Source organism: Streptomyces zaomyceticus (assembly GCF_014656215.1).
Lineage (GTDB): Bacteria > Actinomycetota > Actinomycetes > Streptomycetales > Streptomycetaceae > Streptomyces > Streptomyces zaomyceticus.
In genome coordinates, this window is the sequence record NZ_BNBZ01000001.1 from 595673 (window position 1) to 618974 (window position 23302).

The 23302-nt window shown below is 72.4% G+C and carries 21 protein-coding genes and 1 tRNA gene; 10 read left to right on the top strand and 12 right to left on the bottom strand.

The genetic code is table 11. The annotated features are described in order from the left end of the window. Positions 1–27 precede the first annotated feature (27 nt). Positions 28–1395, bottom strand: a complete 1368-nt coding sequence (locus tag IE311_RS02625; RefSeq protein WP_189829836.1) for an FAD-binding oxidoreductase — start codon at positions 1393–1395, stop codon at positions 28–30. A 98-nt stretch (positions 1396–1493) separates the two neighbouring features. Here IE311_RS02625 and IE311_RS02630 point away from each other — a divergent pair, with 98 nt between their 5' ends. Further along, positions 1494–3065, top strand: a complete 1572-nt coding sequence (locus IE311_RS02630) for a tetratricopeptide repeat protein (protein WP_229901667.1) — start codon at positions 1494–1496, stop codon at positions 3063–3065. A 185-nt stretch (positions 3066–3250) separates the two neighbouring features. Here IE311_RS02630 and hppD read toward each other — a convergent pair whose 3' ends face one another. Continuing rightward, positions 3251–4396: a 4-hydroxyphenylpyruvate dioxygenase gene (hppD, locus tag IE311_RS02635; RefSeq protein WP_189829837.1), complete on the bottom strand. Its 1146-nt coding sequence runs from the start codon at positions 4394–4396 to the stop codon at positions 3251–3253. Positions 4397–4517: 121 nt separating this feature from the next. Between hppD and IE311_RS02640 the strand changes: the two genes are divergently transcribed. The 4 genes from IE311_RS02640 (at position 4518) to IE311_RS02655 (ending at position 7245) form a co-directional block, all read left to right on the top strand. Next, on the top strand, positions 4518–4985 hold the full coding sequence (locus tag IE311_RS02640; RefSeq protein WP_189829838.1) for an Lrp/AsnC family transcriptional regulator: 468 nt from the start codon (positions 4518–4520) through the stop codon (positions 4983–4985). A gap of 85 nt (positions 4986–5070) precedes the next feature. Beyond that, entirely contained in the window at positions 5071–5652 is a 582-nt protein-coding gene (locus IE311_RS02645) for an ArsR/SmtB family transcription factor (protein ID WP_189829839.1), read from the top strand. Between the two features lie 19 nt (positions 5653–5671). Beyond that, complete coding sequence (locus IE311_RS02650; RefSeq protein WP_189829840.1) at positions 5672–5857, top strand: hypothetical protein; 186 nt, start codon at positions 5672–5674, stop codon at positions 5855–5857. Continuing rightward, on the top strand, positions 5854–7245 hold the full coding sequence (locus IE311_RS02655) for an MFS transporter (protein WP_189829841.1): 1392 nt from the start codon (positions 5854–5856) through the stop codon (positions 7243–7245). Before IE311_RS02650 ends, IE311_RS02655 begins: the two co-directional genes overlap by 4 nt. On the opposite strand, the gene IE311_RS02660 is transcribed toward IE311_RS02655, so the two are convergent. Next, positions 7178–7972, bottom strand: a complete 795-nt coding sequence (locus tag IE311_RS02660) for a S16 family serine protease (protein ID WP_189829842.1) — start codon at positions 7970–7972, stop codon at positions 7178–7180. The genes IE311_RS02655 and IE311_RS02660 overlap by 68 nt on opposite strands. Positions 7973–7981: 9 nt before the next feature. Further along, entirely contained in the window at positions 7982–9196 is a 1215-nt protein-coding gene (locus IE311_RS02665; protein ID WP_189829938.1) for an alpha/beta fold hydrolase, read from the bottom strand. 91 nt (positions 9197–9287) lie between these two features. Between IE311_RS02665 and IE311_RS02670 the strand changes: the two genes are divergently transcribed. Beyond that, positions 9288–10340 (top strand): helix-turn-helix domain-containing protein, encoded by a 1053-nt coding sequence (locus IE311_RS02670; RefSeq protein ID WP_189829843.1) that lies wholly within the window; start codon positions 9288–9290, stop codon positions 10338–10340. Between the two features lie 154 nt (positions 10341–10494). Here IE311_RS02670 and IE311_RS02675 read toward each other — a convergent pair whose 3' ends face one another. The 5 genes from IE311_RS02675 to IE311_RS02695 all read right to left on the bottom strand — a co-directional run bounded on the left by IE311_RS02675 (position 10495) and on the right by IE311_RS02695 (position 15609). Then, positions 10495–11136, bottom strand: coding sequence for an IclR family transcriptional regulator (locus IE311_RS02675; RefSeq protein WP_015033894.1), 642 nt, complete (start codon positions 11134–11136; stop codon positions 10495–10497). A 455-nt stretch (positions 11137–11591) separates the two neighbouring features. Beyond that, on the bottom strand, positions 11592–13388 hold the full coding sequence (locus IE311_RS02680; RefSeq protein ID WP_189829939.1) for a DEAD/DEAH box helicase: 1797 nt from the start codon (positions 13386–13388) through the stop codon (positions 11592–11594). Between the two features lie 101 nt (positions 13389–13489). Continuing rightward, entirely contained in the window at positions 13490–13882 is a 393-nt protein-coding gene (locus tag IE311_RS02685) for a type II toxin-antitoxin system death-on-curing family toxin (RefSeq protein WP_189829844.1), read from the bottom strand. Then, positions 13879–14079 (bottom strand): ribbon-helix-helix protein, CopG family, encoded by a 201-nt coding sequence (locus tag IE311_RS02690; RefSeq protein ID WP_015033897.1) that lies wholly within the window; start codon positions 14077–14079, stop codon positions 13879–13881. Before IE311_RS02690 ends, IE311_RS02685 begins: the two co-directional genes overlap by 4 nt. Positions 14080–14124: 45 nt before the next feature. Then, positions 14125–15609, bottom strand: coding sequence for an MFS transporter (locus tag IE311_RS02695; protein WP_189829845.1), 1485 nt, complete (start codon positions 15607–15609; stop codon positions 14125–14127). Positions 15610–15789: 180 nt separating this feature from the next. On the opposite strand from IE311_RS02695, the gene IE311_RS02700 reads away from it, so the two are divergent. Both IE311_RS02700 and IE311_RS02705 read left to right on the top strand, forming a co-directional pair. Beyond that, a tRNA-Cys gene (locus IE311_RS02700) sits at positions 15790–15861 on the top strand. Between the two features lie 45 nt (positions 15862–15906). Then, complete coding sequence (locus tag IE311_RS02705) at positions 15907–16290, top strand: phage holin family protein (protein ID WP_189829846.1); 384 nt, start codon at positions 15907–15909, stop codon at positions 16288–16290. 21 nt (positions 16291–16311) lie between these two features. Here the strand turns inward: IE311_RS02705 and IE311_RS02710 are convergent, their stop codons facing one another. From IE311_RS02710 to IE311_RS02720, 3 genes are read right to left on the bottom strand one after another with little or no spacing between them, the layout of a single operon-like run. Beyond that, positions 16312–16983 carry a hypothetical protein gene (locus IE311_RS02710; RefSeq protein ID WP_189829847.1) on the bottom strand — a complete coding sequence of 224 codons (672 nt, stop codon included), beginning with the start codon at positions 16981–16983 and terminating at the stop codon, positions 16312–16314. A 2-nt stretch (positions 16984–16985) separates the two neighbouring features. After that, positions 16986–19310, bottom strand: coding sequence for a DUF6571 family protein (locus IE311_RS02715; protein WP_189829848.1), 2325 nt, complete (start codon positions 19308–19310; stop codon positions 16986–16988). 14 nt (positions 19311–19324) lie between these two features. Next, positions 19325–19753: a hypothetical protein gene (locus IE311_RS02720; protein ID WP_189829849.1), complete on the bottom strand. Its 429-nt coding sequence runs from the start codon at positions 19751–19753 to the stop codon at positions 19325–19327. A 323-nt stretch (positions 19754–20076) separates the two neighbouring features. On the opposite strand from IE311_RS02720, the gene IE311_RS02725 reads away from it, so the two are divergent. Both IE311_RS02725 and IE311_RS02730 read left to right on the top strand, forming a co-directional pair. Then, positions 20077–20967: a protein kinase family protein gene (locus IE311_RS02725; protein ID WP_189829850.1), complete on the top strand. Its 891-nt coding sequence runs from the start codon at positions 20077–20079 to the stop codon at positions 20965–20967. A gap of 71 nt (positions 20968–21038) precedes the next feature. Then, positions 21039–23237 (top strand): protein kinase domain-containing protein, encoded by a 2199-nt coding sequence (locus IE311_RS02730; RefSeq protein WP_189829851.1) that lies wholly within the window; start codon positions 21039–21041, stop codon positions 23235–23237. Positions 23238–23302: the final 65 nt, after the last annotated feature.

Sequence of the window (23302 nt, forward strand, 5' to 3'; positions counted from 1 at the left end):
CCCCCCGGGCCCGGTGCGGCCCCGCCGTCAGAACAGCTTGCCGGGGTTGAGGAGGCCCAGCGGGTCGAACGTGGCCTTGATCCCGCGCTGGAGTTCCAGACCGACCGGCCCCAGCTCCCGTGCCAGCCACTCCTTCTTGAGGACGCCCACGCCGTGCTCGCCGGTGATCGTGCCGCCGAGCGCGAGCCCGAGCGCCATGATCTCGTCGAAGGACTCCCGCGCGCGCCGCGACTCGTCCTCGTCGGTGTGGTCGAAGCAGACGACGGGATGGGTGTTGCCGTCGCCGGCGTGCGCGCAGACGCCGATGGTCAGCCCGTACTTCTCCGCGACGGCCGCGGTGCCGTCGAGCATCTCGGCGAGCCGTGTCCGCGGGACGCACACGTCGTCGATCATCGTCGCGGACTTGATGGTCTCCAGGGCCGTGAGGGAGAGCCTGCGCGCCTGGAGCAGCAGTTCGGACTCGGCGGTGTCCGCGGCCGGGACGACCTCGGTGGCACCCGCCGCCACGCACAGCTCGCCCACGGCGGCCAGATCGGCCGCCGGATCCGGGGTGTCGAAGGCACACAGGAGCAGCGCCTCGGTGGTGTTGGGCAGACCCATGCGCGCCAGCTTGTTGACGGCCTGAACGGTGGTGCGGTCCATCAGTTCGAGCAGCGACGGAGTATGGCCGCGCTCCATGATCGCGCAGACGGCCGCGCAGGCGGCTGCCGCGGAGGGGAACTCGGCGGCGAGCGCGAGCTGCGCCGGAGGCTGCGGCTTGAGGGCGAGCACGGCCTTGACGACGATGCCCAGACTTCCCTCCGAACCGACGAAGAGCCTGGTCAGGTCATATCCGGCGACACCCTTGGCGGTGCGGCGGCCGGTGGTGAGGAGGCGGCCGTCGGCGAGGACGACGTCGAGGCCCAGGACGTACTCGGCGGTCACGCCGTACTTCACACAGCACAGGCCTCCGGAGGCCGTGCCGATGTTCCCGCCGATGGTGCACATCTCCCAGCTGGACGGGTCCGGCGGGTAGTACAGGCCGTGTTCGGCGACGGCCCGTGAGAGCACGGCGTTGATCACGCCCGGTTCGACGACGGCGATCCGGTCGACCGGGCTGATCTCCAGGACGCGGTCCATCTTGACCAGGGAGAGCACGATGCAGCCCTCGGAGGCGTTGGCACCGCCGGAGAGGCCCGTACGGGCGCCCTGGGGGACGACGGGGACACGGAGCTCGGTCGCGGTGCGCATGACGTGCTGCACCTGTTCGACGGTGCGCGGGAGCACGACGACCGCGGGGGCGCCGGCCTCGCAGAAGCTCGCCATGTCACGCGCGTAGGAGGCGGTCACGTCCGGGTCGGTGAGCAGCGCCTCGGCGGGGAGCCCGGCGCGCAGCCGCGTCAGAAGATCGTCCATGCCTCCAGCCTGGCACCCGGGGCCATCGGTGTGAACCCGCCGGGGCAGGCGCTTCGTGTGCTCTTCGTACAGGTGCGGGCGGGCGCACAGTGAGCGCCATGAAGACGCAGAACGTGTCGAGGACGGTCCTGGCGGCCGGAGTGGGCGCGGTGCTCGCGGCGACGGCACTCCTTTACGTCCCCGAGCTCCTCGGCCAGGGGCGGCCGTCCCCGCCCGGTCCGGCGGAACGGGCGACGATCGCGGCCCACGCGGGCGCGCAGGCCGCGCTGCTCGACCTGGCGGCGCTGATCACCGACCGGGAGGAGTGGCTCCGGGACCACCCGGACGACGAGGCGTCCTGGGCGGAGCTCGGGGCGGCTTACACGGAGCGCGGGACGCGCCTGGGCGACGTACGGGACTATCCGCGGGCCGAGGAGGCGCTGCGGCGCTCCCTCGCCGAGAAGCCCGCCGCGGAGGGCAACCTCGACGCGCAGCTGGGGCTGGGGGCGCTCGCGGGGGCGCGCGGCGACTGGAAGTCCGCGAAGGAGTGGGCCGAGAAGGTCCGGAAGGCCGATCCTCGGCGCTGGCCCGTGTACCCGGTCCTGATGGACGCGTACAACGGTCTCGGGGAGTACAAGGCGGCCCAGCAGGCGATGCGGAGCCTGGAGGGGCTCCGCAAGGGCGCGGTGGTGCGGAGCAGGGCGTCGCAGAGCTACCGGGACCGCGGGTGGCGCGAGGACGCCGACGCGGCGGCCCTGGACGCGGTGGCGCTCGCGGAGACGGGCGCGGAGAAGGCGGCCTCGCTCGCGCGGCTCGGGGACCTGGCGTGGGACCGGGGCGAGCCGGACGAGGCGCTGGTGCGGTACGGGGCGGCGCTGGGCCTCGTACGGGATCACGGGCCCTCGCTCGCGGGCCGTGCGCGGGCGCTCGCGGCGCTCGGCCGGATCGACGAGGCGGTGCGGGACTGGCGGGCGGCGCTGGCCCGGCTGCCGCTGCCCGAGTACGTCCTGGAGGCCGGTGAGCTCTACGAGTCGCTGGGCCGGGACGCGGACGCGGAGGCCCTGTACGAGCGGCTGCGGACGGGCCCGTGGGCGCGGGGGGCGGTGTCCCTCGCGCTGCTCGACGCGGACCACGGCAACCCGGCGGCGGCGGTCACCCGGATGCGGGCGGAGTGGGCGCGCGGGCACCGCTCGGTGCGGGTCGCGGACGCGCTGGGGTGGGCGCTGCACCGGTCGGGCGCGAGCAAGGAGGCGCTGGATTACGCGAAGCGGGCCACGGAGGAAGGGCCCCGGAGCGCCCTGTTCACGTACCACCGGGGCGAGATCGAGCGTGCGCTCACCGCCGCGGGCCCGGCCCGCCGTCATCTGGCGGAGGCGCTGCGGATCAACCCGTGGTTCTCGCCGCTGCTCGCGCCGCGGGCGAAGGAGTCGCTGGCGGTGCTGGGCGAGCCCTCGGACGAACTTCCGCCGGAGCTCCGCCCGGAGCCCGCAGCACCGCAAGCCCCGGGGACTCCGCAGCAGCGGCAGTCACCGCGGAAGCAGGTCGCGGCGGCGGGCTCGACGGACCCGTCGCAGGCGTCGGACGCGGCGAACCCGGGGGACTCGGCGAACCCGGAGGAGGCTGCGGCTTTGGGGGCTCCGGAGGCTCCGGAGGCGAAACCCGCCGGGTCCGGGAGCCCCGTGACGGAGTAGGGCCCGTCGCCGGCGGCGACGGCGGGGAGGTGCGGCGTCCCGGACAGGCCCCGTGTCCCGCCGGGACGCCGCCGGGTGACCGGGGCCGCCCGGCGTCCGCCGCGGGCGCCCGGGTCGACGCGGTCTGTGGCGCACGGTGAGGGGCCCGGGGGCGTGGCCCCGGGCCCCTCACCGTGCGGTGCGCGTCAGAGGTTGCCGCGCTTCTCCTGCTCGCGCTCGATGGCCTCGAACAGGGCCTTGAAGTTGCCCTTGCCGAAGCCCATGGAGCCGTGACGCTCGATCATCTCGAAGAAGACGGTCGGGCGGTCCTGGACCGGCTTGGTGAAGATCTGCAGCAGGTAGCCGTCCTCGTCGCGGTCGACGAGGATCTTCAGCTCGCGCAGGGTCTCGACGGGCACCCGGGTCTCGCCGGCCCACTCGCCGAGGGTGTCGTAGTACGAGTCGGGGGTGTCGAGGAAGGAGACACCGGCGGCCCGCATCGCGCGCACGGTGGCGACGATGTCGTTGGTGGCGAGGGCGATGTGCTGGACACCGGCGCCGCCGTAGAACTCGAGGTACTCGTCGATCTGCGACTTCTTCTTCGCGATCGCCGGCTCGTTGATCGGGAACTTCACCTTGAGGGTGCCGTCCGCGACGACCTTCGACATGAGGGCGGAGTACTCGGTGGCGATGTCGTCGCCCACGAACTCCTTCATGTTCGTGAAGCCCATGACCTTGTTGTAGAAGCCGACCCAGTCGTTCATCCGGCCGAGCTCGACGTTGCCGACGCAGTGGTCGATGGCCTGGAAGGTGCGCTTGGCCGGGGGCTCGACGATCGGCTTGGCGGAGACGAAGCCCGGCAGGTAGGGGCCGTCGTATCCGGAGCGCTCGACGAGGGTGTGGCGGGTCTTGCCGTACGTGGCGATGGCGGCGAGGACGACGGTGCCGTTCTCGTCCTTCACCTCGTGCGGCTCGGTGAGTCCGGTGGCGCCGTGCTCGACGGCGTACGCGTACGCGGCACGCGCGTCCGGCACCTCGATCGCCAGGTCGACGACGCCGTCACCGTGCTCGGCGACGTGCTCGGCGAGGAACCGCCCCCGGTCGGTGGAGACCTTGATGACGGAGGTGAACACGAAACGGGCGGCGCCGTTGGTGAGGACGTAGCTGGCGGTCTCGCGGCTGCCGTTCTCCGGTCCGGAGTAGGCGACGAGCTTCATGCCGAAGGCCGTGGAGTAGTAGTGCGCGGCCTGCTTGGCGTTGCCGACGGCGAAGACGACCGCGTCCATTCCCTTGACCGGGAAGGGATCGGCCTTACGCGCGGTGGAGGGGGTGTGATCGATGGTCTCAGTCATGGCAGCAATGTCCCGCCGTTCTGCAAGGTGCGCAAGAGTTCGTTGATCTGCTGGTCATGTTGCACAGTGACGGGCGAGTATCGTCGTGCGACTTGTACATCCTGACCACGGGGAGACCGCTGTGGCGATCGATCATTTGGACGGCCGGCTGATCGGGCTCCTCGCCCGCGAGCCGCGCATCGGGGTTCTGGAGGCCTCCCGCCGGCTCGGGGTGGCACGCGGCACGGTGCAGGCCCGGCTCGACCGGCTCCAGGCGAGCGGGGTGATCAGGGGCTTCGGGCCCGAGGTGGACCCGGCGGCACTGGGCTACCCGGTGACGGCGTTCGCGACCCTGGAGATCAAGCAGGGGCAGGGCGCGGACGTACGGGAGCACCTGGCGACGGTGCCGGAGGTCCTGGAGCTCCACACGACGACGGGCCACGGAGACATGCTCTGCCGTCTCGTCGCCCGTTCGAACGCGGACCTCCAGCGGGTGATCGACAAGGTGGTGGCCTTCGAGGGCATCGTGCGGGCGTCGACGGCGATCGTCATGGAGAACCCGGTCCCCCTGCGGATCATCCCGCTGGTGGAGCAGGCGGCCCAGGAGTAGGGCCCCGGACACCGGAGGACGAATGCAAAGGACCACTTGCAAAGAACTGCTTGCAACTGGTCCTTTGTAACTCTACGCTCGGACCATGCCCGAGCCCGAAGGATTCCCGACCCGCTCCCTGGACCCGCGCACCCTGCGCGGGCTCGCCCACCCCCTCCGCATCCAGCTGCTGCGCGCCCTGCGCACCCACGGCCCCGCCACCGCCTCCCAACTCGCGGAGCGGCTGGGCGAGTCCAGCGGGGCGACCAGCTACCACCTGCGCCAGCTCGCGGCCCACGGCTTCGTCGAGGACGACCCGACGCGGGGCAAGGGACGGGAGCGGTGGTGGAAGGCCGGCCAGCAGGGCGTCACCGTCGACGAGACGCTCTCCCGGAACCCGGACCCGGAGGTCCGCGGCGCCCTCGACCTCTACGTCCACGAGATCGCGACCATCCACACCCAGGAGCTGAGCACCTACCTCGGCACCCGGCACGACTGGGGTGACGCCTGGATCGGCGTGTCCGACATGAGCGACTTCACTCTGCGTCTGCCCCCCGAGAAGCTCCGCGAGCTCGACCAGAGGATGCACGCCCTCATCGAGTCGTACCGGGGCGTCGAGGAGGCCGACGCGCCGGACGCCGAGCGCGTACGGATCCATCTGCACGCTTTCCCGCAGCGCGAGAACTGACGGAAGGAACCACGGAGTCATGCACGCCGACATTCACCATCAGCTCCACCAGCTGCACGCCGCCGAACTCCACCGAGCGGCCGCCACCACCGCCCCGCGCGTCCGCCGCCCCGCCCTCCGTGTCCAACTCGGATGGCGACTCGTCGAATGGGGCCTGCGCCTGGCCACGCCCGCACACCGCCGCCCGGTCACCCTGGCCGCATGACCGCGCCGGGGGGACACGACGCGGACACGGCGGGGAAGGCCACCGGGAAGGAGGGGGCGGCGAAGGGGGACCGGGTTCCGCTCGCCACCGTCCTGGCCGCCAACGCCGTATCGATCACCGGGAACTCACTCACACTCATCGGCGTCCCGTGGTTCGCGCTCGACACCACGGGAAGCCCCGGCAAGGCCGGTCTCGTCGCCTTCTGCGCGGCCCTGCCCGTCCTCGTCTCCGCGATCGCCGGCGGCCCGGTCGTCGACCGCCTCGGGCGACGCCGGGTCAGCATCGCCTCCGACCTGGTCTGCGCCCTCGCGCTCGCCACGATCCCCCTCCTGCACCACACCGGCGTCCTGGAGTTCTGGATGCTGTGCGCGCTGATGGCGGTCAACGGCCTGTTCCACGCCCCCGGGGAGATGGCCCGGGGTGTACTGCTCCCCGACCTCGCCGGGCGCGCCGGGACCTCGCTCCCCCGGGCCGCCAGCCTCTACGACGCCGTGTCGCGCGGGGCCCGGATGACGGGCGCGGCGATCGCCGGTCTGCTGGTCGCGTTCATGGGCTCCGACACGGTCCTGGTCCTCGACGCGGCCACCTTCGCCGTCTCCGCCCTGCTCGTCGCCGGAGGTCTGCGCGGGGTGCCCTCGGCGGAGCCGCTGCGGGACGGCCCCCGGCTCTCCCCCGCCCGCTACCGGGCCGATCTGCGCGAGGGGTACGCCTTCGTGTTCCGCGCCCGGCTGCTGCTCGGCATCACGGTCATGGTGATGGTCACCAACGGGCTGAACCAGAGCTGGAGCGCGGTGCTGCTTCCGGTCCACGCACGGGAGGAGCTGGGCGGCCCGGCCGCGCAGGGCCTGCTCGTGTCGGTCTTCGGCGGCTGCGCTCTGGCCGGGGCCCTGCTCTACGGGGCGATCGGGGAGCGCTTCCCGCGCCGGGCGGTCTTCACCGCGGGCTTCCTGATCGGCGGCACCCCGCAGTACGTGGTGGCCGCGCTCACCGACACCACCGCACCCCTGCTCGTGACCCTCGCGGCGGCCGGCTTCGGCGTCGGCGTGCTCAACCCGATCCTGACCACGGTCATGTACGAGCAGGTCCCCGACGCCCTGCGCAGCCGGGTCATGGGGGCGACCACTGCGGGCGTCCTGCTGACCACCCCGCTGGGCGGCGTGGCGGCGGGCCTGCTGGTCGAGCGGGTCGGTCTGACGACGACGCTGCTCGGGATCGGAGGGCTCTACCTCCTGGCCACCCTGTCGCCGCTGGTCTTCCCGGCCTGGCGGGCCATGGACGCCGAACGGCCGGAGCCGATACCCGGCGGCGGCGCGGAACGGTTCAGCAGGACGGAACCTTCGACTCCTGCCCCTGCTCCAACGCCCGGAGGGACGCCACCGCGTCGCTGAGCGCGGTGACGGGGATGAGCCGCATCCCCTTCGGCAGCTCGGCCTGGGCGTCCGAGCACTCGGCCTTCGGCACGAGGAAGACGGTGGCCCCGTCACGGGAGGCGGCCTGGGTCTTGAGGGAGACCCCGCCGACGGCGCCGACCGTGCCGTCCGCCTCGATCGTGCCCGTACCGGCGACGATGCCGCCGCCGGTGAGGTCACCGCCGTCACCGTCGCCGTCGAGCTTGTCGACGATGCCGAGGGAGAAGAGCAGCCCGGCACTGGGACCGCCGATGTCGGCGAGGTGCAGGCTCACCTTCACCTTCTCCGGGTCCAGGTCGAGGTGGTCGAGGGCGGCGAGGGTGGCCGCGTCCTGCGACTCCTTCATCTGGCCGAGGTTGTGCTTCTCGACCTCGGCGTCGGACTTCCCCGAGGGGTAGACGGAGTCGCGCGGAAGGACGGCCCGGTCGGTGCGGAACCAGGCGTCGGCCACGTCCGCGAGGTCCACGTCCGTGGACGGCCCGGTGGCGACGATCGTCGTCATCCGCAGCTGGCCCTCGGTGTCACGGACGGGGGCGCCGGTGATCGTGATGACCTCCTGCCCCTTGTCCTTGCCGAGCACGTCGGCGGTGCTGCCGGGCTGCGCGATCGCGTACGGCAGCGGCGCGAGCCCGACGACGGCGAAGAGCGCGGCGACGGGCAGAGCGCAGAGAGCGAGCGCCTTGGGACGGGAGAGACTGGAGAGCACGCCCCCAATCTACTGGGGCGACCGCCCCCACCGGGCCGGGGGCGCGGAGCCGGGCGCGCGCACGGCCCGGGGCACGGCCCCGGAGCCGGGCACCGGCAGGTGCCGGGCGAAGAAGGACCGTACGAGCTTCCGCACGGCGGGCACCGAGGCACGGGGGTCGACGGTGCCGACCATCCCGGCCCGCCCGGCGGCGGTCGTCAGACCGGCGGCCCGCAGCTGCGGGACCAGGGCCGCGTAGTCGGTGAAGACCCAGTGGTGGCTGTCGGCGAGCTGCCGTCGGGCGACGGGTCCGCCGCGGCCGAGCAGCGCCGACCAGGAGCGGTCGAGGCGCGCGTCGCGGAAGCCGTCGGTGCCGGCGAGGAGCAGCGGCCGGTCCGTCCCCTCGCGGGCGACGGGCAGGAGTGCGCCGTCCATCTGGTCCAGGTAGCCCTCCAGGTTCACGGCGGCGGCGACCCTGGGGTCCTCGTGGAGCGCCTGCGCGACGGCGGTGCCGCCCGCGGAGTGCCCGTAGAGCCCGACCCGGTCGAGGCCGAGGGCGTCCAGGACGAAGCGGAGGTCGGCAACCCTCGTGTCGATCATGGTGCGGAAGGTCCCGGCGTCGAGGTCGGGACGGAGGACGGTGGTCCGGACCCGTTCGCGCCCCGGCCGCTCGACGGGGAACTCCACCTCGGAGGCGTCGCCGGGGTGGTCGACGGTGACGACGGTCCAGCCGTGCGAGGCGAGGTCGATCGCGAGGGAGCTGCCCATCGCCCGGGAGTCCCCGCCGCCGGGGCTGTACACCAGCACCGGCCGCCGGGCGGGCAGCGGCGGGGCGCCGGTGCGGGCGTGGGTGAGGGTGGCCGCCCAGTCGACCCCGGCCCCCGGCAGGCCGGGGCGGACCAGCGGTGCGAGGAAGGTGAACGCGTCGGCGGCACCGGGGGTGAGCTGCGGCATGCGCGGGAGGCCCCGGCCGGAGGCGGCCGGCCGGAACACGGTGACCATCAGCTCCCGCACACCGACGGCGGGCGCCCACGGATCGTTGCGGGAGGGGTCGACGAGATGCCGGACGGTGGCTCCGACGGCGTGCGGGCCGGTGGGTGCGGGCAGCCGGAGGACGAGGGGACGGGAGGCGGCGGCCGAGGCGGTGCCGGTGCCGAGCAGCAGGGCGGCGGCCCCGGCGAGGGCCCCGGCGGCGACGGTACGGCGGGCGGGCGTGTGGCTGCCGGGCGTGTGATCGGGTGTCATGGTCATGAGCGTCATCCTGGGAGCGGACGGGACGCCGGAGCGAAGGTTACGGCCCTACCCGAAAGGCTGGCGGAGAACGGGGGTCGGTGCGGTGCTTCACATCCGTTTCACGGCGGAGGACATGAGCCGGGTGCGGTTCGCGCCCCGCCCCTCCCCCGTGCCCGAGCTGCACGCGGCTCTGCTGATGCTGGGCGCCCCGCACGAGGGGCTGCTCTTCGGCCGCTGGCGGGGCAGGCTGCTGCGGACCCTGCCGGGCGCGGCCGAACCGCTCGGGGAGCTGGTGCCGGGCGGGGCGGCCCCCCGCTTCCTCGACGTCCTCGGCGGCACGCGGGAGGAGGGCTTCGGGCTGATCCGTTCGGCGCGACCGGAGTTCGTACGGTCCGAGCTGGCACGGGTGTACGCGGGACAGGGCCCCGTCCCGCTCTGGGTCAGGGCGCTGCACCGCGGGGACGCGGCGGCCTGGGGCACGCTCGACCGGGCCCAGCGGGCGGCCCACGAGACGGTTCTCGCGCCGGTGTGGCCGCTGGTCGAGGACCTGCACCGGGCGGAGTTCACCCGCTACGCCCTGACGGCGGCGGAGCAGGGCCTGGCCGCCGCGCTGGCGGCGGTCGCCCCGGGCTCACGGCTGCGGGACGGCGTCTGGGAGTGGCCGTCGGCCCCGTCGGCCCCGTCGGTGCTCGAAGCCCCGGAAGTCCCGGAAGCCCGGGGAGCCGGGACAGCCCCGGAAGCCGGGGAAGCCGGGAGAGCCCGTGAGGTCCGCCTCGACGGCCGGGGCCTGGTCCTGCTGCCGACCTTCCACTGGAGGGGAGGCCCGCTGGTGCAGGACCTGCCGGACCGCCCGGTGGTGCTGGCCTACCCGGCGGGTGGGGGCCTTCCGCCCGCGCCGGAGCCCCGGGGAGCGCGGAGCGAGGACGGCGGCCTGGCGGCGGCCCTGGGCCGCACGAGGGCCGCCGTGCTCCGGGCCCTCGCGGAACCCCGTACGACGACCGACCTCGCCCGGCGCACGGGCATCGGCAACGCGACGGCCTCCGCCCACGCGGCAGCCCTGAGGGCGGCGGGCCTGATCACCACGACGAGAACGGGCAGATCCGTCCACCACGAGCAGACCCCCTTGGGGACGCTCGTCGTCGGCACGACGCCGTAGGACGGTGCCGACGCCCGGTGCCCGACGTCCCCGACCCTCGGCAGGCGCACCCGGACCGCCACGCGCCCGAGCGCCTCGCGGCCTGGCGCCTCGCGTCCCCGGCGCCCACGACCCGGCGCAGCCCGTCTACGACCCGGCGCCGCGCGCCCGCGGCCTAGCGCAACGCGTCGGCGACCTCGCGTGCCGCGTCCACCACCCGCGGTCCCACGCGCTCGGGCACCGCGTCCGCGAGCATCACGACACCGACGCTGCCTTCCACGCCGGTCACGCCGACCAGCGGTGCGGCCGCACCGCTCGCCCCGGCCTCGAGCTCGCCGTGGGTGAGGGTGAAGCCGGGTTCTATCAGCCCGCCCTGGCGGGCGGCGAGGATGGCGCGGCCGGCAGCGCCCCGGTCGAGCGGGTGGCGGAAGCCGGCCCGGTAGGCGACGTGGTAGTCGGTCCAGGTCGGTTCGACGACGGCGACGGCGAGCGCCTCCGCCCCGTCGACCAGGGTCAGATGGGCCGTCGCACCGATGTCCTCGGCCAGCGAGCGCAGCGCGGGCAGCGCGGCCTCCCGGACCAGGGGGTGGACCTGGCGGCCGAGCCGGAGCACGCCGAGGCCGACGCGGGCGCGTCCACCGAGGTCGCGTCGGACGAGGGCGTGCTGCTCGAGTGTGGCGAGCAGACGGTAGACCACGGTCCGGTTGACACCGAGTTTGTTGGACAACTCGGTGACGGTCAGGCCGTGGTCGGTGTCGGCGAGCAGTTTGAGGACTCTGAGTCCCCGGTCGAGCGTCTGGGAGGTTTCCGCGGTCACGACGCCCTCTCCTTCGGAGTGAGTGGCGGCGGTGCTCTCACGGGGTTGCGTCGCCGGTCCCGTCGGCGACGCACGTCAGAGGCCGCCGGCAGGAAGGGGTACACCGGCTGCGCTCCGCGGCGGCGCTGCCACGGGGCGATTGCTTTTGAGCCGGGACAGTAGCGACCCGCTCCGCTCAGCGGAAGACCTCGTCCAGAATCCGGGCGTCGACGAGCGAATAGAGACGGTTCGGGACCTTCGTCGGTCGCATGCGGGACTTTGGCGGACAAGATCGGCTTTGTCGTGCCGGTAGCGTGGAAGGGCCCGGAGGCCGACCGTGGGGGCCGGTCTCCGAGGCCGGCCCGCCGTCGGTCATCCCCGCCGGATCCACCGCCGCGCGGGACGAGTGAGGCCCGTACGACCGCCGTCGTACGGGCCTCAGCCACGTCTGTCGCACCTGCCGGGTGCGGAAACGGTCACCGCATCCGGGTGGCCCACTCCTGCACCTTCTTGATCCGTTCCCGGATCTGGCCGGCGGTGGCCTCCGCGCTCGGCGGCCCGCCGCACACCCGGCGCAGCTCCGTGTGGATCACTCCGTGGGGCTTGCCGGTCTGGTGGACGTACGCGCCGACCATCGTGTTGAGCTGTTTGCGCAGTTCGAGGAGCTCCTTGTGGGAAACGACGGGTCGCCGCTCCGCCGGAAGCTCCAGGAGGTCCGCCTCGTCGTCCGGCTTCTTGCGGCTGTGCGCGATCTGCCGGGCCTGCCGCTTCTGCAGCAGCAGCTGGACCTGGTCGGGTTCGAGGAGGCCGGGGATGCCGAGGTAGTCCTGCTCCTCGGCGCTGCCGGGGTGGGCCTGCATGCCGAACTCGGCGCTGTTGTAGAGGACGCGGTCGAAGACGGCGTCGGACTCCAGCGCCTCGAAGGGCAGCATGTCCTGTTCGCCGGTGTCCTCGTCCTGCTGGCGCTCGGCCTCCGCCATCTCCTTCTCGGACTCGGCGTACGGGTCCTCGTCCTCGCCCGCCTTCTTCGGCTTGTCGAGCACGTGGTCGCGCTCGACCTCCATCTCGTTGGCGAAGCCGAGGAGGCTGGGGATCGTCGGAAGGAACACGGAGGCGGTCTCGCCGCGCCTGCGTGATCGCACGAAACGGCCGACGGCCTGGGCGAAGAAGAGCGGGGTCGAGATCGTCGTCGCGTACACGCCGACGGAGAGACGTGGCACGTCGACGCCCTCGGACACCATGCGGACGGCGACCATCCAGCGTTCGTTGTTCTCGCTGAACTCGTCGATGCGGTTCGAGGCGCCGGTGTCGTCGGAGAGCACGACGGTGGCCTTGGTGCCGGTGATCTCGCGGATCAGCTTGGCGTACGAGCGGGCCGAGTCCTGGTCGGAGGCGATGACCAGGCCGCCCGCGTCGGGGATCGACTTGCGGACCTCGGTGAGCCGCTGGTCGGCGGCGCGCAGCACGTTGGGCATCCAGTCGCCCTTGGCGTCGAGCGCGGTGCGCCAGGCCTGCGAGACGGCGTCCTTGGTCATCGGCTCGCCGAGGCGGGCGGCGATCTCGTCGCCGGCCTTGGTGCGCCAGCGCATGTTGCCGCTGTAGGAGAGGAAGATGACCGGCCGGACGACGCCGTCGCCGAGGGCGTTGCCGTAGCCGTACGTGTAGTCCGCGGAGGACCTGCGGATGCCGTCGTTCCCCTCCTCGTACGTGACGAAGGGGATGGGGTTGGTGTCGGACCGGAAGGGCGTACCGGTCAGCGCGAGGCGCCGCGTCGCGGGCTCGAACGCCTCCAGGCAGGCCTCGCCCCAGGACTTGGAGTCTCCGGCGTGGTGGATCTCGTCGAGGATGACGAGGGTCTTGCGCTGTTCGCAGCGGTTGCGGTGGAGCATGGGCCGGACGCCGACACCCGCGTAGGTGATGGCGACGCCGTCGTACTCCTTGCTGAGCGGCCCGGCGCTGTAGTCCGGGTCCAGCTTGATGCCTATCCGCGCGGCCGCGGCGGCCCACTGCTTCTTCAGGTGCTCGGTGGGTGCGACGACGGTGATCTGCTGCACGACGTGGTGGTGCATGAGCCAGGACGCGAGGGTCAGGGCGAAGGTCGTCTTGCCGGCGCCGGGGGTGGCGACGGCGAGGAAGTCACGGGGCTGCTCCTGGAGGTACCTGTCCATGGCGCCCTGCTGCCAGGCGCGCAGCTTGCCGGCGGTACCCCACGGGGCCCGGCCGGGGAAGGCGGGAGAGAGGTGGTGTGAGGAGGTGGTGGTAGTAGTCACGATCTCCGGGTTCGACGCTCGTCCAGATATGACAACCGGGCCACCTTACCGGCGGCCCGGCCGGAACGTCGTATGAAACCGGGCCGGTGGGGCCCGGTTGCGATTCAGCTCACGTCGGGGGCGATCAGCTCGCGCAGCCCGTGGGAGATGGCCTTCACCTCGTCGATCGCGGCGGTCGCCACGGCGATGACCAGGCGCTCCGCCGCGTCGATGTCGGGTCGGAGCTGGACGCCGTTCATGGCGAGGAAGGTGACGCAGGACAGCCAGGCGGTGCGCTTGTTGCCGTCGAGGAAGGGATGGTTGATCGCGAGCGACTGGAGCAGCGCGGCGGCCTTGTCGACGAGGTCGGGGTAGGCCTCCTCGCCGAACATGGCGGCGGACGGCCGGTGCACCGCCGATTCGAGCAGTCCCGCGTCCCGTACGACGATGTGCTGGTCGTCCACCGCGTGCTCGGCGATGACCAGGACGTCCTCGGCCGAGAGGTAGACGCAGCTCACTTCAGCCGCTCCATCAGCTCGTGCCACTTGGCGGCCTGCTCCATGGCGGTCTTCCGCACGATCGCCTGCTGCGCGGTCCGGGCGAGGTAGTCGTCGACCGCCTGGAGGAGCAGGGCGTGCATGCTCGTGCCCTCCTGCTCGGCGCGCAGCTTGAGTGCCTCGGTCTGGTCGTCGCGGAGACGCAGGTTCATGGCCATACCAAAACGGTACCACCGGGTGGGGTCAGACTGGTACCGAATTACTCAGGCCCGGGCCTCGGTACCGTGCAGCCTGGTCGCCACCCACGCCCCCACCGCCGCCACCCCCGCCATCGGCAGGAAGACCGCCGCGAAAGCCGCCGGGTGCGAGCCCGTGGCCGCGGAGGACGTGACCGCGTGGCCGACCGCGCCGCCGCCCAGCGCCGCGAAGGCCGCGCCGCCCGCCGCCAGGAGCAGGACGTTCGACAGGCCGTCCGAGATCTGCAGGGCGGCCGAGTTCGCGCCGACCTCCTCGGGCGCGGAGAGCTTCATGAGCAGCACGCTCGTCGAGGCGATCACCGCCCCCATGCCCAGGCAGCCGAGACCCCAGACCGCCGCGAGCACCCACACCGGCACGGCCGTGATCAGCACGCTCGGCGCCGCCGCGATGGAGAGCGCGACCAGCACCATGCCGAGGACGACCAGCCGCTCCCGGTACGGCTCCGTCCAGGGCCGGGCCTGGATCCAGGAGCCGAGGGCCCAGGTGAGACCGCCCGCGGCCAGCGAGAACCCGGCGAGCGTGGGGCTCAGCCCCCGCTGGGTGACCAGCATCAGCGGCACGAAGGACTCGGCCGCGATGAAGGCGCCGGCGGCGATGCCCCGCAGCAGGACGACGGACGGCAGACCGCGGGCCGCCCGCCAGGTGCCGTGCGGCAGCAGCCCGCGGACGGCGGGCACGAGCAGCGCGACGCCCACCGCGGCCGGGAGCAGGGAGAGCCAGCGCAGCTCCTGGCCCCCGTACTGCAGGAGCGCCGCCCCCGCCGAGATGCCGAGCGCGAGGCGGATCCGCCGCCGGTCCCAGGGGGCGACCGGCGCGGTCGGGTCGGCGGGTCCGGAGGCGGTGCGGCGTATCGCGGGGAGGGCGAGCGCCAGCGGGAAGACGACGAGGGCGGGGATACCGACGAAGACCCAGCGCCAGCCGAGGTGCTCGGTGACCGTTCCGGCGGCCAGCGGTCCGACGACGGAGGGAACGACCCAGGACGCGGCGAACGCGGCCATGATCGCGGGCCTGAGGTGCTCCGCGTAGGCCCGGCCGACGATCACGTACAGCGCGACGATCACGAGCCCGCCGCCGAGGCCCTGGACGGCCCGGCCGAGGATGAAGAGCCACATGGCGCCGGCGGTCCCGGAGAGCAGCAGACCGGCGGCGAAGGCGCTGATGCCCGCGGTGAGGGGCGCGAGCGGACCGCTCCGGTCGGACCACTGTCCGGCCAGGACCATGGCGAAGAGGCTGGTGGTGAAGTACGCGGAGAAGGCGAAGGCGTACACGGACACGCCGTTCAGCTCGCGGGCGGCGACGGGCATGGCCGTGCCGACGGCGGTCGCCTCGAAGGCGATGAGCAGGACGACGGAGACGATGCCGATGCTGAGCGCCCGGTGGGCCGGATCGAGGACGGACCCCTTGGTGTCGTCGTCGTGCGCGACGTGCGCGACGGCACGGGCTCCGGGGCGTGGGGCGACGTCGGCGTCGCGGGGTTCGAGGGCGCTCATTCCCCCAGGGTAAGAGGTGAAGCGGGGAATGACCCCTGTCAGGAGTCCCGGTGCTGCTCAGCCCTTCGACGTACGACCGTGAACGGGGTGTGGCAGCGGTATGGCAGTCGTGTTGCACGGCACCCGAACCCCTTGAGCCCCTCCCCACCCCCGCCCTACGGTCGTACTCGTGCACAACACGACCGTGTGCCCGAGTGGTTGAGGGGCTCGCCTGCAAAGCGAGTTACGTCGGTTCAATTCCGATCACGGTCTCTATCGGATCTTCACAACCTCGCGGGGCTGTGCCAGAGTCCGCCCATGAGTGATCAAGGCAGACGCAAACTGGGCGTCCTCGCGGGCGTGGCCCTCGCCGGCGGTCTCCTGCCGGGTGTGACGCTGGGCGCGGAGCCGCTCGACGTCATCATCTCCGTCCTCGCCGCGACCCTGGTGACGGTCGTCCTCACCCAGCTCGTGCACATCGGCCCCTCGGGCCGCGTCCCCGTCCCCGCCCTGACCGTCTTCGGCCTCGCCGGCTTCGTCCAGGACGCCCTCATCTGGTGGCTGCTGTCCTGGCTGGGACCGAAGATCTCGGAACTGCGGGTCGAGGGCCTGGCCACGATCCTCCTCGCGGCGCTGATCACCCGCGCGACGGTCCTGCTGCTGTCCCAGCTGTCCCCGGCCGTCGAGACGGCCGAGGACTGAGGGAGCGGGCCGCGCGGGCCCTCAGGGCAGCAGGTCGCCGGGGACGGGGAGCTTCTCCGCGCAGCCGAGGAGCACGCGCGTGCTCTCGGCGAGGGACTTCAGCAGCTGTTCCGTCGACACGGTCGCGTCGCCCTTGCGGCCCTCGTCGTTCACCGAGACCTGGAGCGGCAGCTCCCGGCCCTGGCCGGCGGCGGTACCCGGAACCGTGCAGGTCATGACGAGCGGGGTGCCCCAGTTGTCGGCGCGGGAGGCCACGTACAGCCCGTCCGCGACGGCCCGCCAGCGGAGCCTTCCCTCTCCGGAGGCCAGGAAGTCGATGTCGTACGTCGACCATCCGACGGTGCCGGTGACCCGCGCCGACGTTCCGTCGCCCCCGCCCTCCATCTCGCACGGGTGGAACGTGGTGCGCTGGAGATCGTCCTTGCCGGCGGCCCAGCCGCGCGCCTCCGTGAGCAGGCGGTCCCGCATGTCCGTGAGCGACCGGTCGAACGGGCGGAACGCGCTGCCGAGGTCGGCGCTCACTGCGTCGACGTTCGCCCTGCCGAAGACCTCCTGGCAGGTCTTGAGCGCGGTCGGCGACACGGTCCCCGTTCCGCTCGGCTTCGGGGTGTCCGCGCCGCCGCAGGCCGTCGCCGAGACGACGACGGCGAGCGCGGCGGCGCTCCTGCCCACCCACCTGCTGATGACCGGCATGCTCACCTGACCTTCTGCTCGGTACCGCTGACGAGCTGCTCGCCGTCCAGGTAGGCGCCCCGCGCGTCGTCGAGGAACGCACGCCGCTCGGCCTCCGTCATGCCGGTGGCGTCCGCGTAGTTCATCAGCGGGTTCATCGCGCTGCCACGCCCGGTCTCCCTCGTGGAGCCGATCGACGTCCGTGCCTCGTCGTCGTTCTTGTACTCGTTGTCCTTGAGGTACTCGAGGGTGCCGGAGGCGTACGACGTGCTGACGGTCGAGCCGACGCTCTCCATGATGATCGGCACGACCGTGGCCGCCACGACGCCCGCCGCCGGACCGAGCACGATGGCCGAGCCGACGCCGACGACCGCGGTGACACCGCCGCTGACCGCGGACTTGCGCCACTCGGCCTGCTGCTCCAGGGCCAGGTTCTTCTTGTCCTCGTCGTCCTTGAAGTCCTCGGCGATCTGGGTGACGCGCGACTCGTCGAGGACACCGTGGACGAGTGAACCGTTCTTGGCGAAAGCCATGGCGTCGTCCCGGTCCCCCTCCAGCGCCTTGATGCCGCTCGCCTCGAAGACCTGCTGGGCCGCGGACATGCTCTTGTACGCGCCTTCGTCGCCCGCGACGGCCTTCATGAACTCCAGCGACGAGTTGAACCCGAAGTCCGTCCGCTTGCTGCCGTCGCTGCTGTTCCCGAAGAGCTCGTCGCGGTTGTACGCGTCTCCCGTGCCGCCGAAGTTCATCATCGAGTAGTTCAGGTCGTCGATGTAGGCGGCGCCCATGTTGCCCAGGCTGTCCATCAGCGGCTTGTGCTGCTCGCGCAGCTCGGTGCTCGAACCGTACGAGTCGATCACCTGCTTCATGATCTCGGCGGACTTCTCGTCGCGGTGCAGCTGTGGGTTGGGGTCGTCCCATCCGTGGCCCGTGGTCGCCGCCTCCAGGGCGTGGCCGAGGGCGTCCGGCATGTACTCGGCGGTCTTCTTCCAGTCGTCCGGGTTGTGGCCCTCGATGTCCGGGAAGAACTCGTACTCCTTGTTCTGGAAGTAGTCCAGGTAGCCCTTCTGGTTCCCGTCCTTCTTCGGGTCCAGATCGACCGTTCCGCCGAGGCTGCCGTCCTTGTTGTAGGACGTCGGCTCCTTGGAGAAGTACTCCTTCGACGCTTCCGGGCTGTGCCCGAGGGCTTCCAGCATGGAGACCATCGGGTCGAAGCCGGAGCCGTTGACACCCGACGGGTTGTACTGGTTCTGCAGCCAGCCTCCGCCCATCGGCTTGCTGTTGGCGAAGAGGTACGGGTCCTTCGCGTGGAGCTGGGTGACGTGTTCGGCGATCGGGACCAGGAACTTGGGGTCGTAGTTGCCGTAGCGCATGATGCCGCCGAGCAACTGGTAGCCGAAGGCCGGGTTGTTGTCGTACTTGACCAGCGGGATGCGTTCCGTGCCGAGCTTGCGCATGTCCGTGGACCACTTGTCGGTCCACGCGTCGCCGCCCTGCGTCGCCGTCGCCAGGTTCATGCCCAGGTTCTTCTGGAGTTCCTGGACGTCGGCGAGGCGCTGCTTGTCGACCTTCGAGTAGTCGTACGTGTCCGTGGACAGCTGGCCGAAGAACTCCAGCGCGCCCTTCGGACCCATGCCGTCGTAGAAGGTCCGGGAGAACTCCTTCGAGCCGCTGTTGTCCTTGAGCAGCTCGTTGAGGCGCATCAGCTCCTCGTGGGAGATGTCCCGGCCCTTCTTGGCCAGGTCGACGGCGCGCTGCGCCTCCTCGGCGTCGAGGCTGCCGTACTTCGGGGCGCTGAAGTTGTGCTTCTCGCCTGTGATGTTGGCCTTGAGGGCGTTGGAGCAGGCGACGTCCGCGTCGTCGCAGGTCTCGACGATCGCGTCGATCCGCTGCTGCATCGCCCTGATGTCGGCGTTCTCCTTGCGGACCATGTCCTGGAAGTCGGGGTCGTGCCGCATCCCCTGGTCCTTGGTCTGGGACAGCGGCTCGACGGCCTCGACCTTGCCGCTGGAGTCGACCCGGAAGCGCTGGGCCGGCGCCTCGGTCTCCACGATCTTCTTGAGGTCGTCCTTCGCCTTCTTGAAGGCGTTGTAGCCATCCTCCAGGACCTTGTGGATGCCGTCGGCGGCCTTGGCCGCGTCCTCGAACTCCTTCGCGGTCTTGTCCACGAACGGCTTCGTGACCTCGGCGTTCACTCCGCGCCAGTAGTCGTCCTTGGCCTTCGCGGCCATCGTCGTACGGGCGTCGTCGGCGAGCTTGTCCAGCTTGCCCTTCATCGCGGACCAGTCGTCGGCCGCGGACTTCATCTTGTCGAGCGGCGCCTGGTACACGTTGTCAAAGGTCAGCACAGCAGGTCCCCCGCCTACTTGAAGTACTCGTTGATCTTGGATGCCGCGAGGGCCGCCTGGATGTCCGCCTCTTCCTTGGCGTGCGAGGCCGCGCTGTAGTCGAGGTGGTTGGAGATGTTGGCGCAGGCGTCGAGCAGCGTGTTCAGCTGCGAGCTCCACGTCTCCTGCACGGTCGACATCGCCGACCCGGTGGCGAAGCCGTGGCTGGACAGACTCGTCGCCGCGTCCGTGGTGTTCGTCCGCGCGTGGTTGCCGTCCTTGGCCAGCCGGCCGTGCAGCGCGTACGCGGCGCCGCCGATGGCTCCGAGCTTGTCCTGGTCGACGCTGAGGTCGGCGTTCCCGCCGCCACCGCCACCGGGCTCGGGGGCGACCTGGTTGAGCCTCATGCTCACACCGGCCGTGGACGCGGACCGTACCGACGCCCACTCCTGTTCGAACGACATGCTCTCCCCCGTGACGGTGATCGTTCCGGCTTCGCCTCAGCAAGTTCCGTGCCCACGGAAACACGGTGATCGTAGTCCCCCCGGTGCCTGTTCGAGCCCGGCCGACCGGGAATCACCGCCGACCCCGACATCTTCACGGTGTCCGCATGCCCGCTTCACCTTCGCAACCGGGACACCCCGGACTTCCCGGACCACCCCACCGCCGGTCCCCGCTCCCTCTCCCCTTCCCGCACACCTCCCGCGCACGGCCTCCCGCCCCCGCCTCGGTAGGCTCGACCCGCCCCCGTCACCACGGGGTGCACGAACGACGGGGGGCACGAGCGGTGGAACAGTCGCGCACACAGCAGGAATCCGCGCGGCGGATCGGTCCGTTCCGGCTGATCACCCGCCTCGACCCGCCCCATTCCGTCCTGCCCTGCCGCCGGTTCGTGGCCCGCACCGAGGACGGCGAGCACACCGTGCTGCTCAACACCCCGCTGCCCGGCACCGATCCCGCCCGGTTCGCCGCGGAGGCCGAAGCCGCCCGCTTCCTCCTCGGTCCCTGGATCGCCCCGGTGACCGGAGTGGCCGGCCCCGGCGAGGCGCCCTGGTCCGCGAGCCCGTACCTTCCGGCGCTCCCGCTCCCCGTGGCGCTCGCCGTCCACGGCGGCCCACTGCCCGAGGCCACCGTCCGGGCCGTCGGCGCCACCCTCGCCGAGGCGCTGGCCACCGCGCACGGCCAGGGCCTCACACACGCCGGGGTCTCCCCCGCCGCCGTGCTGCTCACCGCCGACGGCCCCCGGCTGACCTGCTTCGGCGCGGTACGGGCCGCCTCGGCCGACGGCGAGCCGCGCACCGGCCTGCCGGGCCTCGACCCGGGGGCGCTCGCCCCCGAGCAGGCCTCGGGCGGCCGGCCGCGTCCGCCGGGCGACGTCTTCGCGCTCGGCGCCGTCCTCGCGTACGCCGCCACCGGTCACACGGTGCCCGAGCGGGACGAAATCCCGCCCGCCCTGCGCCCGGTGATCGCCTCGTGCCTGGCCCGCGACCCGGCCGACCGGCCCACGGCCGCCGCCCTCATGACGGCGCTCGCCCCGCCGTCCACGCACGAGACGGTGCTGAACTCGGGCGGCTCCCTGCTCTCCCCCGGCTGGCTTCCGGGCCGGGTGGTCGCCGCGCTGGCCCGCCAGTCCTCCGAGCTCCTCGCCGCCGAACTCCCCGAGCCGGCCCGGGTCTGAACACCCCCGCCCCGGCTGCCCGCCCGCGTACCTGCCCGCCCTCCCTTCCCCGGACCTGACGGACCTCATCCATGCTGTCGCCCCTGACCCACGACGACCCGGCCGACGTCGCCGCCCACCGTCTCCTCGCCCGCCTCGGCTCCGGCGGCATGGGCACGGTGTATCTGGCGCGCACCCCCGGCGGCCGTACCGTCGCGCTCAAGACCGTGCACGCGCGGCTCGCCACCGACCCCGCCTTCCGTGCCCGTTTCCGGCTGGAGACGGACGCGGCGCGGATCATCGGCGCCCGCCACGGCGCGGCCGTCGTCGACGCCGATCCCCTGGCCGAGACACCCTGGCTGGCCACCGAGTACGTCCTCGGCCCGCCGCTCGACGACGCCGTCGCGCTCGGCGGCCCCCTCCCCGAACCGACCGTCCGCGCCCTGGGCGCGGCGCTCGCCGGGGCCCTCGCCCAGCTGCACTCCTCGGACGTGGTCCACCGCGACCTGAAGCCCTCGAACGTCCTCGTCACCGCGTACGGCCCGAAGATCATCGACTTCGGCATCGCCCGCGCGGCCGGCGACGAGCACCTCACACGGACGGGAGCGGCGGCCGGCACGCCCGCCTTCATGTCGCCGGAGCAGGCGAGCGGCCAGGAACACCCGCCCGCGGGCGATGTGTTCGCTCTCGCCGGTGTCCTCGTCTTCGCCGCCACCGGCCACGGCCCGTTCGGTACGGGCTCCGCCGCCGACCTCCTCTACCGCGTCCGCTACGCCGATCCCGACCTCTCCGGCGTACCCGAGGCACTGCTGCCGCTCCTGACGGCCTGCCTCTCCAAGGACCCGGAGGCCCGCCCCACCACCGGTGACCTGATCGACCGTCTCCACGACGGCCACGGCGAGTTCGCCGACCATCTGCCGCCGCTACTCCTCACCGACATCGCCCGCCGCGCGACCGATGTCTGGCTGCACGCGCCGCACCGGCTGCCGGCCCCCGCTGAGTCCGCGGTGGCCGAGACCACCCCGGGCACCCCAGTCTCCCGCCGCCGTCTGCTCTCCGCCGGCGGTGCCGCCCTGCTCGGGGTGGCGGGCGCCGGTGGCGGGGCCTGGGCGTGGCTGCGCTCCCGGGACGACGAGGGCGGGACCGGGACCACGACGGGCTCGGTGACCGCGACGGGCCCCACCGCCATCCCCGCGAAGACGGCCTCCGACGGCGCCCCCACGGCCCTGTGGCAGGGCGAGGTGCTCGACCGCGAGCAGAAGGCCTTCCCCCTGCTCGCCGGTGGCGTCGTCGGCTTCGCCGAGACGGTCTCCTTCCGGGCCGTGTCCCCGAAGGACAACGCCGAACTCTGGACCGACAACAAGGTCTCGGAGCCCCTGCAGATCACCACCGACGGCACGTCCTTCTACGCCGCGGACGGGCCCGTCGACGGTCCGGGCCGACTCCACATCCGTACGCTCGCCCCCCTCACCGGCGAGGAGACGGCCCGGACGGTCACCCTCAAGGGCTTCGACGGCGCCGGCAGGAACATGGAGGTGTTCACGGTCTCCGGCGGAATCCTCTACGCGACCGCCCGCCGCGGCTCCTTCGACGACCCGCTGGAGAAGAACGACGTCGACTGGCACATGTTCGCCGTCGACCTGCGCACGGGAAAGTTCGTGTGGCGCTTCGCGTACGACTGGGACGGCGTCCGCCCGTGGCTCTCCAGCATCGTGGGCGACCGGCTGATCCTCGGCAAGAACAGCGGCGACCTGGATTCCTTCCTCGTCCAGGCGAGGGACCTGCGCACCGGCCGTCAGCTGTGGCAGCGCAGACTGCCCCTGGAGGACTCGTCCTGGTACATCCCCGGCCAGCTCACCACCGACGACCGGCACGTCTACGTGGGCGGCGACCGGCTGCGGGCCCTGCGCGTCACCGACGGCAGGATCGCCTGGGAGTTCGGCTCGGGCACCAGAAGCACCGAGTACGGCGTGCCGGTGCTCGCCGACGGGCTCGTCCACGTGAACAAGAACGGCGTGGGGATCGTGGCCGTCAGCGCGGACAAGGGCCTCAAGCGCTGGGAAGAGGTCTACTCGGGCCGCAGCCTGACGCCGTCCCTCTTCGACAAGCCCGTGGTCGGCGAGAAGTACGTGTACGCACCCGTCCAGGGCGGCCTGAGCGCGGTCGACCGCACGACGCACGTCTCGGACTGGGTGTTCCCGACGGACGCGACACGGTTCGTCGTCGACAAGGACCGGAAGCGGATCATCGGGGCCGGGAAGTCGAGCGTCATGGCCATCCCCTACGCCTGACCTGCCCCCGCCCCGGCTTCTCCCCGACGTCTCAGCGCTTCAGTTCACTTCACTTCTCTCCTCTT

Excerpts from the sequence above, each read along its gene's own strand:
- IE311_RS02655 (WP_189829841.1), top strand. The coding sequence starts at position 5,854 with ATGACCGCGCCGGGGGGACACGACGCGGACACGGCGGGGAAGGCCACC.
- IE311_RS02630 (WP_229901667.1), top strand. The coding sequence starts at position 1,494 with ATGAAGACGCAGAACGTGTCGAGGACGGTCCTGGCGGCCGGAGTGGGC.
- IE311_RS02690 (WP_015033897.1), bottom strand. The coding sequence starts at position 14,079 with ATGGCCATGAACCTGCGTCTCCGCGACGACCAGACCGAGGCACTCAAG.
- IE311_RS02650 (WP_189829840.1), top strand. The coding sequence starts at position 5,672 with ATGCACGCCGACATTCACCATCAGCTCCACCAGCTGCACGCCGCCGAA.
- IE311_RS02710 (WP_189829847.1), bottom strand. The coding sequence starts at position 16,983 with ATGCCGGTCATCAGCAGGTGGGTGGGCAGGAGCGCCGCCGCGCTCGCC.
- IE311_RS02695 (WP_189829845.1), bottom strand. The coding sequence starts at position 15,609 with ATGAGCGCCCTCGAACCCCGCGACGCCGACGTCGCCCCACGCCCCGGA.
- IE311_RS02730 (WP_189829851.1), top strand. The coding sequence starts at position 21,039 with ATGCTGTCGCCCCTGACCCACGACGACCCGGCCGACGTCGCCGCCCAC.
- IE311_RS02665 (WP_189829938.1), bottom strand. The coding sequence starts at position 9,196 with ATGACACCCGATCACACGCCCGGCAGCCACACGCCCGCCCGCCGTACC.
- IE311_RS02625 (WP_189829836.1), bottom strand. The coding sequence starts at position 1,395 with ATGGACGATCTTCTGACGCGGCTGCGCGCCGGGCTCCCCGCCGAGGCG.
- IE311_RS02720 (WP_189829849.1), bottom strand. The coding sequence starts at position 19,753 with ATGTCGTTCGAACAGGAGTGGGCGTCGGTACGGTCCGCGTCCACGGCC.
- IE311_RS02705 (WP_189829846.1), top strand. The coding sequence starts at position 15,907 with ATGAGTGATCAAGGCAGACGCAAACTGGGCGTCCTCGCGGGCGTGGCC.
- hppD (WP_189829837.1), bottom strand. The coding sequence starts at position 4,396 with ATGACTGAGACCATCGATCACACCCCCTCCACCGCGCGTAAGGCCGAT.
- IE311_RS02645 (WP_189829839.1), top strand. The coding sequence starts at position 5,071 with ATGCCCGAGCCCGAAGGATTCCCGACCCGCTCCCTGGACCCGCGCACC.